At 66.1% G+C, this 14,431-nt stretch carries 18 protein-coding genes and 1 pseudogene; 10 read left to right on the top strand and 9 right to left on the bottom strand.

Annotated features, from left to right (window positions below):
- Positions 1 to 6: 6 nt before the first annotated feature.
- Genes CH292_RS13600 through CH292_RS13610 form a run of 3 tightly spaced genes read right to left on the bottom strand, consistent with a single transcriptional unit; the run spans position 7 to position 1,752 of the window.
- The gene (locus CH292_RS13600; protein ID WP_179277967.1) at positions 7 to 729 is read right to left on the bottom strand and encodes a hypothetical protein; all 723 of its coding nucleotides are present in this window, start codon (positions 727 to 729) and stop codon (positions 7 to 9) included.
- Positions 726 to 1,292 carry a MaoC family dehydratase N-terminal domain-containing protein gene (locus CH292_RS13605; protein WP_019665208.1) on the bottom strand — a complete coding sequence of 189 codons (567 nt, stop codon included), beginning with the start codon at positions 1,290 to 1,292 and terminating at the stop codon, positions 726 to 728. Before CH292_RS13605 ends, CH292_RS13600 begins: the two co-directional genes overlap by 4 nt.
- A gap of 22 nt (positions 1,293 to 1,314) precedes the next feature.
- Positions 1,315 to 1,752: a DUF6069 family protein gene (locus CH292_RS13610; RefSeq protein ID WP_094655054.1), complete on the bottom strand. Its 438-nt coding sequence runs from the start codon at positions 1,750 to 1,752 to the stop codon at positions 1,315 to 1,317.
- 203 nt (positions 1,753 to 1,955) lie between these two features.
- Between CH292_RS13610 and CH292_RS13615 the strand changes: the two genes are divergently transcribed.
- Positions 1,956 to 4,214: a bifunctional diguanylate cyclase/phosphodiesterase gene (locus CH292_RS13615; RefSeq protein ID WP_019665206.1), complete on the top strand. Its 2,259-nt coding sequence runs from the start codon at positions 1,956 to 1,958 to the stop codon at positions 4,212 to 4,214.
- 30 nt (positions 4,215 to 4,244) lie between these two features.
- Here the strand turns inward: CH292_RS13615 and CH292_RS13620 are convergent, their stop codons facing one another.
- The 4 genes and pseudogenes from CH292_RS13620 to CH292_RS13635 form a co-directional block, all read right to left on the bottom strand.
- Positions 4,245 to 4,931 (bottom strand): response regulator, encoded by a 687-nt coding sequence (locus CH292_RS13620; protein ID WP_019665205.1) that lies wholly within the window; start codon positions 4,929 to 4,931, stop codon positions 4,245 to 4,247.
- Positions 4,928 to 6,001, bottom strand: a pseudogene (locus tag CH292_RS13625) (ATP-binding protein); the annotation flags it as partial. The gene CH292_RS13620 and the pseudogene CH292_RS13625, both read right to left, overlap by 4 nt.
- Before the next feature lie 17 nt (positions 6,002 to 6,018).
- The gene (locus CH292_RS13630; protein ID WP_019665203.1) at positions 6,019 to 6,477 is read right to left on the bottom strand and encodes a hypothetical protein; all 459 of its coding nucleotides are present in this window, start codon (positions 6,475 to 6,477) and stop codon (positions 6,019 to 6,021) included.
- A gap of 7 nt (positions 6,478 to 6,484) precedes the next feature.
- Positions 6,485 to 7,066 (bottom strand): RNA polymerase sigma factor, encoded by a 582-nt coding sequence (locus CH292_RS13635; RefSeq protein WP_019665202.1) that lies wholly within the window; start codon positions 7,064 to 7,066, stop codon positions 6,485 to 6,487.
- Positions 7,067 to 7,259: 193 nt separating this feature from the next.
- Between CH292_RS13635 and CH292_RS13640 the strand changes: the two genes are divergently transcribed.
- The 7 genes from CH292_RS13640 to CH292_RS13670 all read left to right on the top strand — a co-directional run bounded on the left by CH292_RS13640 (position 7,260) and on the right by CH292_RS13670 (position 10,610).
- Positions 7,260 to 7,739, top strand: a complete 480-nt coding sequence (locus tag CH292_RS13640; protein ID WP_019665201.1) for an Asp23/Gls24 family envelope stress response protein — start codon at positions 7,260 to 7,262, stop codon at positions 7,737 to 7,739.
- A 14-nt stretch (positions 7,740 to 7,753) separates the two neighbouring features.
- Complete coding sequence (locus CH292_RS13645) at positions 7,754 to 8,029, top strand: Asp23/Gls24 family envelope stress response protein (RefSeq protein WP_020110402.1); 276 nt, start codon at positions 7,754 to 7,756, stop codon at positions 8,027 to 8,029.
- Between the two features lie 19 nt (positions 8,030 to 8,048).
- Positions 8,049 to 8,273, top strand: a complete 225-nt coding sequence (locus CH292_RS13650; RefSeq protein ID WP_019665199.1) for a hypothetical protein — start codon at positions 8,049 to 8,051, stop codon at positions 8,271 to 8,273.
- 26 nt (positions 8,274 to 8,299) lie between these two features.
- Positions 8,300 to 8,500, top strand: coding sequence for a DUF2273 domain-containing protein (locus CH292_RS13655; protein ID WP_019665198.1), 201 nt, complete (start codon positions 8,300 to 8,302; stop codon positions 8,498 to 8,500).
- On the top strand, positions 8,490 to 8,834 hold the full coding sequence (locus tag CH292_RS13660; RefSeq protein ID WP_230621082.1) for an Asp23/Gls24 family envelope stress response protein: 345 nt from the start codon (positions 8,490 to 8,492) through the stop codon (positions 8,832 to 8,834). The genes CH292_RS13655 and CH292_RS13660 overlap by 11 nt, the downstream gene beginning before the upstream one ends.
- Positions 8,831 to 9,709 carry a hypothetical protein gene (locus CH292_RS13665; RefSeq protein WP_094655011.1) on the top strand — a complete coding sequence of 293 codons (879 nt, stop codon included), beginning with the start codon at positions 8,831 to 8,833 and terminating at the stop codon, positions 9,707 to 9,709. Before CH292_RS13660 ends, CH292_RS13665 begins: the two co-directional genes overlap by 4 nt.
- Positions 9,710 to 9,959: 250 nt before the next feature.
- Positions 9,960 to 10,610 carry a DUF998 domain-containing protein gene (locus CH292_RS13670; RefSeq protein ID WP_051127722.1) on the top strand — a complete coding sequence of 217 codons (651 nt, stop codon included), beginning with the start codon at positions 9,960 to 9,962 and terminating at the stop codon, positions 10,608 to 10,610.
- Here the strand turns inward: CH292_RS13670 and CH292_RS13675 are convergent.
- On the bottom strand, positions 10,545 to 11,282 hold the full coding sequence (locus CH292_RS13675; RefSeq protein WP_020110407.1) for an EAL domain-containing protein: 738 nt from the start codon (positions 11,280 to 11,282) through the stop codon (positions 10,545 to 10,547). The genes CH292_RS13670 and CH292_RS13675 overlap by 66 nt on opposite strands.
- Positions 11,282 to 12,523, bottom strand: coding sequence for a CdaR family transcriptional regulator (locus tag CH292_RS13680; protein ID WP_094655012.1), 1,242 nt, complete (start codon positions 12,521 to 12,523; stop codon positions 11,282 to 11,284). Before CH292_RS13680 ends, CH292_RS13675 begins: the two co-directional genes overlap by 1 nt.
- Before the next feature lie 267 nt (positions 12,524 to 12,790).
- Here CH292_RS13680 and CH292_RS13685 point away from each other — a divergent pair, with 267 nt between their 5' ends.
- Positions 12,791 to 13,948: an epoxide hydrolase family protein gene (locus CH292_RS13685; RefSeq protein ID WP_094655013.1), complete on the top strand. Its 1,158-nt coding sequence runs from the start codon at positions 12,791 to 12,793 to the stop codon at positions 13,946 to 13,948.
- A gap of 111 nt (positions 13,949 to 14,059) precedes the next feature.
- The gene (locus tag CH292_RS13690) at positions 14,060 to 14,428 is read left to right on the top strand and encodes a YciI family protein (RefSeq protein WP_020110410.1); all 369 of its coding nucleotides are present in this window, start codon (positions 14,060 to 14,062) and stop codon (positions 14,426 to 14,428) included.
- The last annotated feature ends 3 nt before the right edge of the window (positions 14,429 to 14,431 follow it).

The raw sequence follows: 14,431 nt of genomic DNA on the forward strand, positions 1-14,431 counted from the left end.
ACGATTTCAGGCGAACAGCCGCGCAGCAGCGACGCCCGCCTCGATGTCGACCTGCCGTGCCCCGAACATCGCCCGCAGCTGCTCCGACGTGACCGCCGGACCCGCAGCCACCGCGGCGGCCACCGCCGACGCGTCGACTACCGCGGTGACACCGTGGTCTCGTGCGATGCCGTTCAGGAACTCGGTCAGATGCTCGGTCGTCGCCTCCGCACTGACGGGCGGGAGATTCAGCATCACGAAACCGTCGGGAGCGCTGTACTCGGCGCGTGACCAACGGCCGTGCTCGAAGACGTAGACGAACCCCAGCCACAGGCCCGACCGCTGAATGTCCGCGATGTAGTCGGCCACCACGTCGCCCGTCCAGGCAGGCAACCCGCGCAGAAGGTCCGTCTCGGGTTCACCGAAGTACTCGGCGGCCGCGCCGAAGTACGTTTCGCTGTACTCGTGGTCGTACCCCACGAGAACAGCCCGAGAGATGCCACTCGAACCTCCAGCGGAGGCGTCGGCGATTCTCAGTGCCGCCCAATTGCCCCCGCCGTCGTCGTAGTGCCACGTCCCACCGTTCACTGCACCGCTACCAGGGCGAGCGTGGCAGTGGTCCGGCCGGCCCTGCGCCGCCGTGAGGGCCGCACACGACGCCCACCGACCACGCATGTCCTCCGGCCCCGGCAGATCAGGATGCGGCAGATCAGGATGCGGCAGACCAGGCATGGGCGAGCCGCCGCTCATGCCACGGGGGCCGTTCCGGCCATCATGATCTGCTCGACGGCGCTCATGAAGTCCTCCGGTGCCTGGATCTCCGTGGACGCGGCGATGGTCGTCGCCGCCGTCAACACCGGTTGATCGCGCTGGTCGAAGATCTCGTTCTCCACGACCATCAGATCCGCGCCCACGGCCCGGCGCGCCGACACCAGTGACACTTCGCAGCTCAACCGATCCCCGGCCAGCAACGGGCGATGAAAGGTGAATCGCTGATCCACCTGAAGGATCTGCGGCATCGCGTAGCAACTGAGCGTTTCCTCGAACAGCCGCCGCTGTGCCACGAACGCTATGAGCGACATGAAGGTCGGCGGCGCGACGAGGCTGCTGTGGCCGAGAGCCGTCGCCTCGTCCTGGTCGAAGTGCGCGGGGTGGAAATTCTGAACCGCGTTCGCGAACTCCGAGACCTTGGCCTTGCCCACCTCGTACACATCGTCGATTCGGTAACTCTGCCCGACCATGGCCCGTACCTGCCCAGGGACGTCCTGTGATGCGGCGTCGTCCTGCGATCCTGTGCCGTCCGATGCACTCATGGTGTCCGATTTTACGCGTCTGTCAGGAGTGCACACTCCCGACGGCTCCCCGGCGCAGGGCTTCCAGGCCCAGCGGTACGACCACTGCGATCACGACGTGCATGAGCGAGAGGGTGACCGTGCTGGCCGCGTCGAAGTCGGCGGCGAGGGTCATCGCGATGGTGCCCAAGGGAGCAACGACTCCGACGACCTGCGCGATGCGGATGACGGGAAGCCACTTCAGCGACACGAGGGCGGCGACGCCCATTCCTACGACCATGGGTAGGACCGTCAACATGACGACTCCGCCCGGTGCGACCGCCATGGTGGTTCCGGCGTCGGTCAGTTCGAAATTTCCACCTGCCGCCAACCCGATCACCCAGAGCACGAGATTGAACACGAGTGCGAGCAACACGGAGAACAACACTGCACGCGGCCGCGACAACGACCGAGCAGAAATACCTGAAATCGACGTGGTCATGGGTGACTCCTGCCTGTACGCAAGGACCAGGGGCGCCTTGCTTCGACAGATCTGACCCGTACCGATCCGAGAACTCATCGCACACCGACGCGGGACTCGTGACGAGGTTCCCAGCACAGTGGAGGGGTCCTACAGTAATCTTCCCGACAGGGCGAACTTGACAGCCGGTTCGTGGACTACAGCAGCAGGTGAGGGGGCCTTCGATGAACACGAAGGCGCCGTCGATGCATCGAACGCTTGCCGGGGCGCCGAAGTTCGTCGGCTTCGCGAGTGTTCTCGCTGTCGGCGCCGTGCTGTTTCTCGTCGGTGACGCGTCGGTTCGGTCGATGGTTCTCGGCACGTTCGCCATCGGAGCCATCCTCGCGATCGGCGTCGGCATCCGCAGACACAAGCCGGCCGACGCCACCTCCTGGTGGTGCCTGTTCGGGACCGCAATCCTGTTCCTGCTGGGCGTCAGCCTCCGCGGGGACCCGAGTATCCATCCCTCGGGCGTGACGGCGCTGTCGAACACGTTCATGCTCGGCGGCTACGTGTTGATCGCCGTCGCACTGGCCCGCTGGATTCTCGAACGCCGCTCCCGCGACGACGTGACGCCGCTGATCGACGCGACGTTGACCGCGATCGGTGCGTTGTTCCTCTCGTGGGTCCTGCTGATCTCGCCCCTTCTCGACACCGAGATGGACACTGCCGTGGCCGTTCTCAACGGCATCTACCCTGCCGTCGACGCAGGCATGATCACGCTGACGGCGTATCTGTTGATGTCCTCCAAGCGCGGCAACACCTCGCTGCGGTTGCTGATGCTCGCGTTGCTGTCGGTGTTCGTCGGCGACATCGCCTACGCCCACTTCCTGTCCCGGGCATCACCACTGTCACCTGGCCTGCTCGACGGCATCTACCTCGTCGGCTACGTCTCGCTCGGACTCGCAGCGCTGCACCCGCAGATGGCCACGATGGCTCAGCGTCAGCGTGCGACACCCCGTCATCGGCGTCGGTCCGCGTTCCTCTTCGTCATGCTGTTGGTGTGCGCGGCCATCCCCGTCCTCGGAACGTCGTTGTCCACCGCCGATCTCGCGGTCCGCTCCACACTGCTCTCGGCCATCCTCATCGGCAGCTTCCTCCGCGGCGAACGCGCCATGAGCCTGATGGAACGCAGCGAGGACGACGCCAGATATCGCGCAGCGCACGACGCACTGACCGGCCTACCCAATCGCACCATGTTGCCCGACGAGTTCGAGCGCCTCGGCGCGCGGGACGAGCCGGGCAGAATTTTCATCCTGTTCGTCGACCTCGACAACTTCAAGGTCGTCAACGACTCCTACGGGCACCGCGTCGGTGACGAGATGATTGCGGCGACAGCGCACCGAATCCGGTCCACGGTCCGCTCGGTCGACACCGTGGTTCGCTACGCGGGGGACGAATTCATCGTGATCGGCCGCTGCACTCGACCAGAGATGGAAGCACTGGCGAAGTCGATCGTCGACCGAATCGCCGAGCCGTTCGTTCTCAGTGCCGCCAGCGCGTACATCACCGCGTCGGTCGGCATCGCCGCGACCACCAACCGGGCGCATCGTCTCGACGACCTCATTCGCGAGGCCGACACCGCGATGTACCACGCGAAGTCGCAGGGCGCGTCGCGCATCGCGTACTTCGACGAGTCCCTACGGGCGTCGTCCACGGCCGCGATCGAAACGGCCACCGCTCTGCGCGGCGCCGTGCGGCGCGGAGAGTTGGTGGTCTATTACCAGCCGATCGTGATGACCTCGACCCGCGCCACCGTCGTCTACGAGGCTCTGGTGCGGTGGCAGCACGGTGGGCGACTGCGCGGACCAGGCGAGTTCGTCGCCATCGCGGAGTCGACCGACCTGATCGGCGAGATCGGCGCTGCCGTCCTGCGAACCGCCCTCACGGACCTGGCGGCATTGCGGGCGCAGGGCCAGGACGTCACGATGTCCGTCAACATCTCGCCCGTTCAGTTGCGCGACGAGTCACTGCCGGTGCTCGTCGGACAGTTGTTGGCCGAACTCGGATTGCAAGGCTCCGATCTGGCACTGGAAGTCACCGAGACGGCGTTGATCGACGACGTGTTCGCCGCGAAGAAGATCCTCGACCGCCTCGCTGCACTGGATGTGCTGATCGTGTTGGACGACTTCGGAGTCGGTTACTCCTCGCTCAGTCGCCTCCGTGAACTGCCCATTGCGCTGCTGAAGATCGACCGCTCGTTCATCGCCGAGATCGGAACCGATACGTCGGGCGGCTCACTGGTCTCCGCGATCGCCGCGATGGCGCGCGCGCTGCCCGTCTCCATCGTCGCGGAGGGCGTCGAGACCGAGCATCAGGCCCGCGCCATCGAGGCATTGCACTGCCGGTTCGCCCAGGGCTACCTGTACGGGCGGCCTGCTCCGCTGCAGCACTGGCTGAAGCAGGGCAGCGGCTCCGCCCCGTCGTCCGTGCCCGTCCAGTAGCACTGAGGCACCCCAGGACGCGGGCACCCGCTATTTCAGTCGGTATCCCATCCCGGTCTCGGTGAGCAGATGACGCGGCCGGGATGGATCGTCCTCGAGTTTCTGGCGCAACTGGGCGAGATAGATTCGCAGATAATGCGTCTCACGTTCGTGCTTCGGACCCCACACGGTCTTCAGGATCTCGCGCTGGGACACCAGCTTTCCGCGGTTGCGGGCCAGTAACTCGAGCACTCCCCACTCGGTGCGGGTCAGATGAACGACGTCCCCGCCGCGGGTGACGGTCTTCGAGGACAGGTCGACCGTGAACGAATCCGTCTCCACCACTGCGTCTTCCACCGCCCTCGGGCCTCGACGCAAGGCCGCCCGCAACCGCGCCAACAACACGTCCATCTCGAACGGCTTGGTGACGAAGTCGTCGGCCCCGGCGTCCAGTGCGTCCACGGTGTCGGCGGAATCCGTTCTCGCCGAGAGCACGACGATCGGAACGTCGGTCCATCCGCGCAGACCCCCGATGACCTCGACACCGTCGAAATCCGGCAGACCCAGGTCGAGGAGTACCACCTCGGGGTGGAAATCCGCCGCCACCCGCAGCGCTTCGGCTCCCGACGCCGCAGCCACGACGTCGTATCCACGCACTTTCAGGTTGATGCGCAACGCGCGAACGATCTGGGGCTCGTCCTCGACCACCAGGATGCGAATGCTCGGTGATTCGGTCACTGCGCACCCTTCGGGCTCGGCGACGGAACGGGCCGAGCTGCCGACGACGTCGGTTCCGGAGACATGAGCTGCACGGCCACCGTAAACCCTCCGCCCGGGGTGTCGAGGGCGCGGACGGTGCCGCCCATCGCTTCGACGAATCCGCGCACGACGGACAGGCCGAGGCCGACGCCTGCGCTGTTGTCGGTGTCCCCGAGTCGCTGGAAGGCGTCGAACATCGTCTGCTGAGCCGCTCGAGTGACACCTGGCCCGTTGTCTGCGACGGTGATCGTCGTCCCACCTCCGCTGTCCGTTGCACGGATGAACACGGTACTGCCGGGAGCGTGTCGGACGGCATTGCCCACGAGGTTGGCCAGCACACGCTCGAGCAGGCCCGCGTCGGCGAGTACACAGGCACTGCCGACGTCGGTGACCGTCGACGACGGGTCGGCCTCCACGCCGATCAGTGCCCGCTGCACCGCATCCTCGACGTAGACCGGTGCGAGGGAGGGCCGCACCACACCTGCCTGCAGCCGGGAGGAGTCCAGCAGGTTCTCCACCAGAGACGTCAGCTGATCCGCCGACTCGTCGATGGTGGCGATCAGTTCGGCGGTGTCCTCGGCGGAGAACTCCACGTCGGTGCTGCGGAGCGACGACGACGCGGCTTTGACAGCGGCGAGCGGGGTGCGCAGATCGTGACTGACGGCGGAGAGGAGCGCGCGGCGCAATGCGTCGGCCTCGGCCAGAGCTGTTGCGCGACTGGCCTGCTGGGCGCGGCGGGCAGCGAGATCGACCAGGACGGCCACCGCCACTGCGACGACCAGCAGCACCACGGTGACGAGAAAGTTCTCGGGCTCGGCGATCGTGAGGCTGTAGCGGGGTTCGGTGAAGAAGTAGTTGAGCAGGAACCCGGAGATCAGGGCCGACAGCGCTGCGGGTACGACGCCCCCGAGAAGGGACACGCACAGGACGACGACGAAGAACAGCGCGCTGATTCCACTCGAGTCGAAATCGGTTCCCAGCACGTCGATGAGTCCCGCCGCGGCACACGGAACCACCACTGCAGCAGTCCAACTCACTACTGCTCGTCGAACCGTGAGCCGAACGTTCACGGCCGTATCTCGATGTCGTCGACGTGCACGTCGACGTCGTCGCGCGTCAGCGACACACCGAGGATCTCGGCCACGATCGACATGGCGATGCGCGCCAGATCGTTTCCGACAGCTTGAAGGTCGCTGTCGTACGCACCGACCACCGAGAGCGAAACCCCGGTGCACTTGTGCTCGTCCGTGTGCACGGCGATCTCGGTCGGCTGACACCCGTGAACTCCGGACAGTGCCCGAAGCACTGCCGTGCGCACGACGTGATCGCTGACGCGCAGAGTGTCGGATCCACGGCCTTCCGGCGCCGTGGGGAACCGCGCATCCACCGGCCACGTCCGACGGGTCGTCGCACGGACCTTGGAGATGATGGAGTTGCTGATGTCGAACCAGCGCGGCTCCTCCGGCGCCTCCCGCAGCTCCCGCGCCGCGCGCTGCAACACCCAGTCGTCCGGTTCCGACGTCATAGCTGCATCACTGCCATGCCGCCAACCTTTCACTCAATGTTGCTCGGGCGCGAACCAGGTGACCGCGTACCGCGCTTGCCGACAGTGTCATGATCTGCCCGATCTCCGGATGTGTCATCCCCTCCACTTCTCGCAACAGCCAACACGCTCGCTGGCGGTAGGGCAGTTCGGCCAACGCACGCCCCAGATCCGCCATGAAGTCGTCGTTCGTGACGCTGACCTCGGGATCCGCGCGTGCATCCGTGCTTCGGCGCTCGAACACCCAGTCCTCGGCAGGTGCGACCGCACGCTTGCGCCGGTGATCGACGACCTTGTGCGAGACCATCGAGAACAACCAGGTCCGCAGTTTGGAGTCGCCCCTGAACGTATCCAATCCCTTCCATGCCGCGACGAAGGCGTCCTGGACGACTTCCTCGGCTGCACCGTGATCGGAGAGCATGTTGCGGGCGTAGCGGAACATCTCCGGGCCGTACCTGGCGACGATCAGCTCGAAGGCGTCGGTGTCGCCGAGTGCTGCATTGCTGACGAGCACGTGATCGGACAGCGGCCCGCCGTCGGACATGACACGGCCGGGTGGATCGTCGGTCATCGAACCGTGTCCGCCATCGGCGCCCCCGTCCTCGAAGTGCTCGTGCCACGTGTGTCCACCTGGACGAGATGCATTCGACACCGTTGTACCAGCGAACCACGATTGTGATGCACATCACTATTTTCGGACGTGCGCTTTCTCGACTTCGCTACGACCTACTTGACGTCACAATCGATTCGCGAGAGGACAGAACATGAGCACCCAGACGCTGGACAAGTCGACAGACGCCGCATCCGGAACGGCTGCCAAGAGCGCGACCACCACGTCCGCACTGGTCAGCACCACCGGACGCACCACCATCGCCGACACCGTCGTGTCGAAGATCGCCGGCATCGCCACCCGCGAGGTCCAGGGCGTCCACGACGTCGGCGGCGGCACCTCCCGCGCCATCGGAGCGCTGCGCGAGCGCATCCCCGGTGCACGCGTCAACCAGTCGCAGGGTGTGTCGGTCGAGGTCGGCGAGCGTCAGGCCGCCGTCGACATCGACATCGTCGCCGAGTACGGAGTGTCGATCGCAGACCTGGCGTCGGGCATCCGTCGCAACGTCATCACCGCCGTGGAGCGGATGACGGGCCTCGAGGTCACCGAGGTCAACATCGTCGTGCACGACGTCTTCCTCGACGAGGGTGACGACGAGTCCGGGCAGGAAGTGTCCGGGACGCGAGTTCAGTGACATCAGGACCCGATATGAGCGCACCCGACGTCTCGGAAGTCATCGCCGACGTGGTGACGGCAACGGCGGGCGTCGCGGGTCTGCACGGCGGTATGTTCGGTGAAGCCGCGACATACCTGCCGGGCAGGCGCGTCTCCGGCGTTCGGATCCGTGAGGACGGCAGCGTCGACGTGCACGTGATACTGCGTGCAGGCAGCCCGATTCCGGCCACTGCCGACGCGATCCGAACGGCCGTCGCTACCGTGGCCGACGGCCCGGTTCACGTCACCGTCGAGGACGTAATCCGCTGATGATGCGGTCCACTCACGCATGAGCCGTTCGGCCGAACACACCGCCGCCCGCCGCGCGGTGGCCAGGAAGCACCATCCGGACGTCGGCGGCGACCCGGCTGTGTACGCAGCCGAACTCGCCGCCGTCGACCGAAGGTTCTCGCGCGCGCCCACCACGATTCGTCGGCGCACGTGGAAGCACCTCTACCGCAGGATCTTCGGGCCCGCAGGGCGGCTGCGGTCCAAACGTTACTTCGACATCTAGCCCTCACATCTAGCAGGAGCATCATCATGACGACGTCCACCATCGGTTTGTTCGTAGGACTTCTGTTGGCCATTGCGGCCGCTGCCGGCGGATTCACCGGGTTTCTCTTCGCCGTGATCCTCGCCGTCGTCGGTTTCGCCGTCGGTCGCTACATCGACGGCGAACTGGACGTGTCGATGTTCCAGAGCCGCGACGGGTTCTCGCGTGGCCGCCGCCATGACCGCTGACGAACGAGGCCACCTCGAGGTACGAGTTCGAGCCGTCACCCGCATCGCCGAGATCACGGCGAGCCGGGTGGACGGCGTGGAACCCGTCACCGGTGGCCTCACGTCGAAAGCCCTTCCGCGCGTGGAGGCAACTGTCCGAGACGGAAAAGTCCGGGCGACGGTCGAAGCCGCCACGCGATGGCCGACGCCCATCGCCGACGTCGCTGCGAGAGTGCGAACCAGCGTGGCGGACGACCTTCGACAATCGAGCGGGCTGGAGGTCGACACCGTGGATGTCGTGATGCGTTACGTTGCGCCGGAGAAAGTCACGAGTTCAGGAAGGCGAGTCGAATGACCACACAGGTATCGCCGAAGGCGGCGCCTCGCGCGAGTGCAGTCGCCGTGGTTCTCGCGCTGGCCCTCTGTGTCGTCGGCGTCGTTCTGGGTCGCGACGCGTCGATCGAGTTCGGTCTCGTCGACGGTGCACCCTGGATCGCGCCTGCGATCGACTGGCTACTCGGTGTCACCGTGCTCGGTGCGATGCTTCCGATCGGCATCGTCGCCGCGGTGATCGGGCTGGTCCTGCTCGTCTGTGCCGTATTGCCGCGCAGCCGAACTCACCGGCCGTCGGGTTCCGATGGCGTCTGGATCGCCAAGGGCTCGGCGCGGGTCCGAAGTTCGTCGATCGGTGTCGGCACCGCCGCTGTCGATCGTCTGGTCACCGCGCTGGTCGGCCTCGTTCTCGGCGCAGCCGGATTGGCGGCTGCCGCATGGGAACGCGACCGGCTGCCGCAGTTCGCGCACGACGCCAGGCGGACGGTCGAGTCGTGGAACCCCGCCGGGTGGGCAGACACGTCGTGGTGGCCGTGGGCGCTCACCGGCGCCACCGTCGTCGTATCCGTCGCCGGGCTGTACTGGCTGTGGGCACACCGGGCCCGGCGTGCCCACAGCTTGATCGGCAGCGACGACGCCAGGGTGGACCTGACCTCCGCCGCACAGAACGCGGCCGCCGCATTGGCGTCGTCACCCGGGGTCGATGCGGCCAGTGGTCGAGTGGTGGACACCGGCACCGGCCGCCTGCTTCGAATCTCTGCCCGCGCGAGCGACGCGGGCACACCGTCCGCGGACCTCCTCGCGTCGGCCGTTGCTCTCCGCGAAACCTGTGCCGGCGCCATGTCCGGCCTCGAGGTGGACACCCAGGTGCTGATTCAGCCGGGTCGGGCCAGGTAATCGAGGGCGAGGGCATCCTGAGAATCGATCAGGTGCTCTGGGCAGGTGGGCGTCGACGAGAAGAGCCGTCGTTCGGGCTGCACTCTCAGGTTGGGCACGTACAGTCACGCCATCGTCCGTACAGCGTTCGCCGAACGCCGGCTCGCCACGAAGAGAGTTACCTATCGCCTCACCGACATCCACACACGACGCCCATCACGCTGCCGCAGGAATCGCGTGGGTCCTGTGCTTCGCCTACTTGCTCGCGGAAGTGTTCACCGCAGCAGCGTGGAGTACCCCGTACAGCTTCGAGGACAACTCGATCAGCTCACTCGGGGTGACGACGTGCCAGGTCGGTTCCTGCTCACCCCTGCACGACGTCATGAACGCCGCGTTCGTTGCCCTGGGAGTCCTGACACTCGTCGGAGCACTGTTCCTGCACCGCCACATCAGAAGTGGACGAGTGAAGAAGGCGATCCTGTCACTGGCCGTGATCATCGCGGTCAGCACCGCGGCGACCGGACTCTTCCCCGCCGACGACGGAACCATCCTGCACTGGGCCGCCGTGCTGCCCGGCTTCATCGCTCGGCACGTGGTTCTGGCGTTGATCGCCTGGCACTTCTGGCGTGAGCGACGAGTGGTCGCACTCTGGTCCGCGGTCTGCGCGCTCGTCGGTGTCGTCGGTGCGGTCCTGATGCTGGCGCAGACATTCGGATTCGGCCTGGGAGAACGCCTGGCGCTCTACCCGATGCCCACATGGATGGCCGTCACCGGCACAGCAGTACTCGTCGCGCTGGCCCGTCGAACGGTGTTACGGCGATTCGACGCACGATGGCTGCACGTCGTCTTCCGCGCGTCAGCCGAATCGAGCCCGAAGATCGGCGCCCGCAGCAGCGGCGCCGAACAACCAGCCCTGCCCTAGCGTCGCGCCGAGGCCGAGCGCCCGCACCCGATCCCGCTCGGATTCGATGCCCTCCGCAAGGATCACTGCACCGGTGGACGCGACGTACCGTCGGACTGCCGACAATGCGCGCATGCTTCCGAACGCACGGGGCCGGCGCAGCACCGACGCATCGAGCTTCACGATGTCCGGTTCGACGATCGGCAGCGCTTCGAGAGTGCCGCGGTTGGCACCGACGTCGTCGAGAGCGATGGAGAATCCCCGCCGTCGGGCCGACGTCACCATCGAGCGGAGCCTGTCCGCGTCTCCGACGAGACCGCGTTCGGTGATCTCGAGAACCACCCTGCCGTCGCCTTCCAGGGCGTCGAGGTGCGCCTCGGTGCGTTCGATGTCCGTGATTCCCGACGGCTCGTAGTTCAGGTACAACGCCAGTCCGCGCCGCAGATCCGCCGAGCGTGCTTCCTTCAACGCCGCGGCACGGCAGGCGAAGTCGATGTCCGACACCACACCACGCGTGCGCGCGAGAGCGAACACCTCGGCTGGATCGACCCCGACGACCGTCGGCCACCGAGCGAGCGCTTCGACTCCGACGACATCACCGGTCCGCAACGCGACCACCGGCTGGAAGCACGGAACCATGTCGTCGATCGCGACGAGTGCGGCGCGAGCGGACAGAGACGTGACCGGCGCCATCACACCGATCTCTTCGGGTCGAGCGAGTCCGCGATCAAGGCAGCATGGAGCGATCGGAGTCCGGACGACTTCATCGGATCGATGCCGGTGATCTGCTGAATTCTCTTCAATCGGTAGTCGACGGTGTTCGGGTGCACCACAAGCTGTTTCGCTGCTTTCTTACGGTTGGCCTCGGTGGAGACGAACACCTGAAGGGTCGGCAGCAGATCCGGTACGCGCCGCAGTGGATCCAGCATCCTCTCGAGGTGGCGACGGCCGACACCCGGCCGCGCGATCTGAAACTCCAACGCCAAGTCGGCGATTCGATACACGCCGGGTCGATAGTCCAAGCGCTGCACCAGCCTGAGCAACTCGTAGGCGTTCTCGGCGGCAGCTGCGATGCGCGACGCCACCGATACCGCCGCCGAGGCGGACACGGGGACTTCGCCCGCCTCCGTCAACCGGGTGATCAGGGATTCGACGACACCGGCCACCGGATCCGGCACGAGGATCGTTCCGCCGGTTGCACTGAGGATCGCCAGCGGCGGCTCGGCAGCGTGGGAGTCGGCGAGCGCGGACCGTATCCGTTGCAGTTTGCGCGTCGCCGCTGCCTCTCGCGCGACAGGGGCGCCCACCTCGTCGGCGTGCGGAGGAAAGTGCACCGCGACGACTTCGTATCGCTCGGCGAGCTCGGTGCCGTACCTCTCGGCGATGGACGGGGCACTCCGGTCTCCGGTGAGCAGGGCGGTGACCAGTGCCTGCGTCTGGTCCTGACCCTGCGCGGCCACGGCCTTGTATTCGTCGAGATATCCCGAGGACACCGCCTCGGACACCACGTCGAGCAGACCGAACATCAGCACCGCGCCGTCGACGAGCGCGCCGTGCTCACCGTCCACCGCGCGCCCGGCGATCATGCGAAGGCATCGCGAGAACCCTTCGTGGAACGCGTGCTGGATGGCGGCCAGTGGAACGCCGAGTCGAGCCCACTTGCCCGCGGACCGGCGCAGACGGCCGAGCGCTTCGGTCGACGGTTGTACGCCGCTGTCCAGAACGTCTGCCGCCAGCGCGACGCATTCTGCGGTCACCTCGGCGACGACAGTCCGGCCGGACCTCCCGGTCAGCTCACGACACTGGGTGGTGTCGAGCACGTGGTCGATGATCTTCTGCGTCGAATCCCGCGCGACTCGAAGTTGGTGGGATGCCGGACGTCCTCCCAGGCTCAGTCCCTCTGCCGAATCGGAGGACACCATCGTGGTTGCCATACGCTTCTCACCTTCCGAAACGTTCGGGGCGGCCGGGGCCTCCGCTGTTGTCGTAGAAGGTCACGATAGAGCAACAAACGGACCGAGAGAATGTTTGGGTGCCGAAACGCGGATCCAGAGTTGGATTCGAGGACTTGTACTCACCCCTTCGGCCCTGCAATTGTGACGAGTCCCCAGCAGAACTGGACATATTCACATTTCAACAATGCGCACGAGTTTCAGAATCACGGACCGAAGATGTCCGCAATCCGCTCTAGCTTGAGCCGCATGGACATCAGCGACTTCACCATCGACGTACCGCAAACGGACCTGGACGACCTCACCGCCCGCCTGACGCGCACCCGCTTCCCGAACGGCCACGCAACCGGATGGGGAACGGGGACCGACCTCGACACGATGCGCCGCCTCACCTCCTACTGGGTACAGGATTACGACTGGCGCCGCGTCGAAGCGCGACTGAACGAGTTCCCACACCATCTCGCCGACGGCACCCTGCATTTCATCCATGCCCGATCCGATCGTCCGGACGCCCGACCGATAGTGCTGCTCCACGGGTGGGCAGACTCGTTCGCCAAATACGTAGGAATCATCGACGCGTTGCGCAACCCCGTGAACGCCGACGCCCCGGCGTTCCACGTGGTGGTGCCGTCCCTGCCCGGATTCGGGTTCTCCGAACAGCTGCCCGACGGCGACGCGGGTCCGGAGACCACGGCCGCACCGCTCGTCGCGCTGATGGAGACCCTCGGGTACGACCGGTACTTCGTCCACGGCGGCGACTGGGGCAGCGTCGTCGGCCAGGAAGTGGTGCGCGCGAACCCGGACCGCATTCTCGGATTGCACCTCACGGACATTCCGTTTCCCAATTTGTTCATGGTCGACCGAGAGTCCGTCACCGACGACGAGAAGTCCTTCCTGGACGCGCTCGACTCGTGGAGCGAGAACGACGCCGCCTATGTGTCCATCCAGTCGTCGAGGCCCTTGACACTCGCCTACGGTCTCAGCGACTCGCCGGTCGGCCTCGCCGCCTGGATCATCGACCACTTCGGTCGCCACTCGGACTCCCTACCGAGCGACGAGGACCTGATCACCAACGTCATGACCTACTGGGTGCGCAACTCCATCCACTCCTCGACGCGCCTGTACAGCGAAGGCGCAGCCTGGGACGAGGAGAGCGGCGATCAGGACCGGGCAGATACCGAAGACTGGGCAGATACGGGAGACTGGGACCCGGTCATCCACGTTCCGACGGCAATCGCCGTGTTCCCCAGAGACATCGGCCGGCCACCGCGCGAATTCGTGGAGCGCTTCTTCGACGTCGTCCGCTACACGGTCCACCCTCGCGGTGGACACTTCGCCGCCCTCGAAGTGCCCGAACTCGTCGTCGCAGACATCCAGGCCTTCGCCGGGAACCTGGAGGCCGAGTAGGCCGGCGTACGGATTCTCGTTACGTGTCGATTTCGAGAACCCTCGATCGTCATGTCTACGTACAACCACGAAGATCCGGTACAAAATGGACATCGACGCTAGGAGAGACACATGCGCTACACCCTGATCCTCAACAATGCCGAGCCCGAGGAGGGCGTCCTCGACCAGGAGACGATCGCCCAGATGCAGGAGGCGTTCGGGGCGTACGGCCGCGCACTCGAGTCCGCCGGTGTGCTCGTCGCCGCGGAGGTTCTGACGTCCAGCTCGTCCGCCAGAACGCTGTCTCTGCGCACCGGCGAACTGCAGGTTCAGGACGGCCCCTTCGCGGATACGAAGGAAGGCGTCGGCGGTGTCTTCGTGATCGAGGTACCCGACGAGGACGCCGCGCTCATGTGGGCCGAACGGTGCCCCGGCGCGCAGTACGGAGTGCTGGAAGTTCGAGCGGCCGCCACCTCGTTCGTCGACGGCGCGTGGACCTGAGAG

The organism is Rhodococcus sp. 14-2470-1a (assembly GCF_002259425.1).
Taxonomy (GTDB): domain Bacteria; phylum Actinomycetota; class Actinomycetes; order Mycobacteriales; family Mycobacteriaceae; genus Rhodococcoides; species Rhodococcoides fascians_E.

Excerpts from the sequence above, each read along its gene's own strand:
- CH292_RS13600 (WP_179277967.1), bottom strand. The coding sequence starts at position 729 with ATGAGCGGCGGCTCGCCCATGCCTGGTCTGCCGCATCCTGATCTGCCG.
- CH292_RS13605 (WP_019665208.1), bottom strand. The coding sequence starts at position 1,292 with ATGAGTGCATCGGACGGCACAGGATCGCAGGACGACGCCGCATCACAG.
- CH292_RS13610 (WP_094655054.1), bottom strand. The coding sequence starts at position 1,752 with ATGACCACGTCGATTTCAGGTATTTCTGCTCGGTCGTTGTCGCGGCCG.
- CH292_RS13615 (WP_019665206.1), top strand. The coding sequence starts at position 1,956 with ATGAACACGAAGGCGCCGTCGATGCATCGAACGCTTGCCGGGGCGCCG.
- CH292_RS13630 (WP_019665203.1), bottom strand. The coding sequence starts at position 6,477 with ATGACGTCGGAACCGGACGACTGGGTGTTGCAGCGCGCGGCGCGGGAG.
- CH292_RS13635 (WP_019665202.1), bottom strand. The coding sequence starts at position 7,066 with ATGACCGACGATCCACCCGGCCGTGTCATGTCCGACGGCGGGCCGCTG.
- CH292_RS13640 (WP_019665201.1), top strand. The coding sequence starts at position 7,260 with ATGAGCACCCAGACGCTGGACAAGTCGACAGACGCCGCATCCGGAACG.
- CH292_RS13645 (WP_020110402.1), top strand. The coding sequence starts at position 7,754 with ATGAGCGCACCCGACGTCTCGGAAGTCATCGCCGACGTGGTGACGGCA.
- CH292_RS13650 (WP_019665199.1), top strand. The coding sequence starts at position 8,049 with ATGAGCCGTTCGGCCGAACACACCGCCGCCCGCCGCGCGGTGGCCAGG.
- CH292_RS13655 (WP_019665198.1), top strand. The coding sequence starts at position 8,300 with ATGACGACGTCCACCATCGGTTTGTTCGTAGGACTTCTGTTGGCCATT.
- CH292_RS13660 (WP_230621082.1), top strand. The coding sequence starts at position 8,490 with ATGACCGCTGACGAACGAGGCCACCTCGAGGTACGAGTTCGAGCCGTC.
- CH292_RS13665 (WP_094655011.1), top strand. The coding sequence starts at position 8,831 with ATGACCACACAGGTATCGCCGAAGGCGGCGCCTCGCGCGAGTGCAGTC.
- CH292_RS13675 (WP_020110407.1), bottom strand. The coding sequence starts at position 11,282 with ATGGCGCCGGTCACGTCTCTGTCCGCTCGCGCCGCACTCGTCGCGATC.
- CH292_RS13680 (WP_094655012.1), bottom strand. The coding sequence starts at position 12,523 with ATGGCAACCACGATGGTGTCCTCCGATTCGGCAGAGGGACTGAGCCTG.
- CH292_RS13685 (WP_094655013.1), top strand. The coding sequence starts at position 12,791 with ATGGACATCAGCGACTTCACCATCGACGTACCGCAAACGGACCTGGAC.
- CH292_RS13690 (WP_020110410.1), top strand. The coding sequence starts at position 14,060 with ATGCGCTACACCCTGATCCTCAACAATGCCGAGCCCGAGGAGGGCGTC.